This window comes from Mesorhizobium sp. M1E.F.Ca.ET.041.01.1.1 (assembly GCF_003997355.1).
Classification (GTDB): domain Bacteria; phylum Pseudomonadota; class Alphaproteobacteria; order Rhizobiales; family Rhizobiaceae; genus Mesorhizobium.
On record NZ_RZSL01001007.1, the window covers coordinates 1 to 1,343 of the forward strand.

The 1,343-nt window shown below is 64.9% G+C and carries 2 protein-coding genes; both read right to left on the reverse strand.

What is annotated here, in order from left to right:
- The coding region (locus EOA38_RS36840) for an LLM class flavin-dependent oxidoreductase (RefSeq protein ID WP_127301521.1) at positions 1 to 502 on the reverse strand (502 nt) is incomplete at its 3' end.
- A partial coding sequence (locus EOA38_RS36845; RefSeq protein WP_127301522.1) for an LLM class flavin-dependent oxidoreductase occupies positions 499 to 1,343 on the reverse strand: 845 nt, incomplete at its 5' end. The genes EOA38_RS36845 and EOA38_RS36840, both read right to left, overlap by 4 nt.

Here is a 1,343-nt window from a genome sequence, read left to right on the forward strand (position 1 = left end):
GCCACAGGCTGGTGATGACGGTGGCGAATTCGCGGGCGCGTTCGTAGCGGTCGGCATGCGGCCTCAAGCCTGTCGAACCAAAATTCGCCGCTTCGATAGGGCTGGCCGAGGTGACCAGATTCCAGCCGGCCCGGCCGCTGCTCAGATTGTCGAGCGAAGCAAAGGCCCGCGCCAGCCCGTAGGGCTCGTTGTAGCTGGTCGACGCCGTCGATACGAGGCCAATGCGCTCGGTCTGGGCGGCAAGGGCCGAAAGCAGGCTGATCGGCTCGAAACCGATCGAGCGCGAGGTCTGGCTGGCGATATTGATATTGGCTTCGCGCAGGCCCGCAGCGTCCTCGCAGAAGATCATGTCGAACTTCGCCGCTTCCGCTGTCCGCGCCAGTTTAATGTAGTGGTCGATGTCGATGCCGGCCGTGACATGCGCGTCAGGATGGCGCCAGGCGGCGATATGGTGGCCGGTCGCCCACAGGAACAGGCCGAGCTTCATCTGGCGTGCGCTCATTTTGCGCCTCCTACGCCAAGCCCGAGATGGTCGCGCAGCGTCGCCCCAGCATAGGTGGAACGAGCCAGGCCGCGACGGCGAAGTTCCGGCAGGACGCGGTCAGCGAAGTCACCGAGCGCGAAAACATCAGCCGGCAAAGCAATGTTGAGGCCGTCGCAGGGTTTGCTGCCAAACCTGGACTGCAGCCCGTCGGCAAACTGGGGCGCGGCAACCGTCACCAGAACCTTCATCGTGTCCGGCTCGCGTCCGGCGGCAACCGCTCGGCGCTTGAGATCGTCATAGGTGGCCTTCGCGTCCTCCGCCTCGATCAGGATGACGTCCGCGACCCTGGCGCCGAAATCGAGATCGGCCGCCGCCAGGCCGGACATGACCAGCACGGGCATATCCTGTGGCGAGCGGGCGACATTGAGCGGCCCGCGCACCGAGAAGAACTCGCCCTTGTGATCGAGGAGATGCATCTTTTCCGGATCGTGGAACCGGCCGGCGGCCTTGTCGAAAAGCAGGGCGTCCGCATCCCAGCCTCGCCACAGACCCTGCACGATGCCGATGAACTCTTCCGCGCGGCGGCGGAAATCGTCATCGGCTATGCCTTCCGGCCGGCTGAAATTGGCTGCCTCGCGCGGGTTTTGCCGCATCGTCGCATTCCAGCCGATGCGGCCATGGCTGATGATGTCGAGCGAAGCAAAACGGCGCGCCAGATTGTAGGGCTGGTGCGCCAATGTCGAGGCGCTGGCCACCAGCCCGATCCTGTCGGTCACCATTGCCAGAGCGGCCAGCAGTGTGGTCGCTTCGAACGGGCTGCTCGACGGCGCGTCGGCGGAGTCGGAAATGAGAACCATGT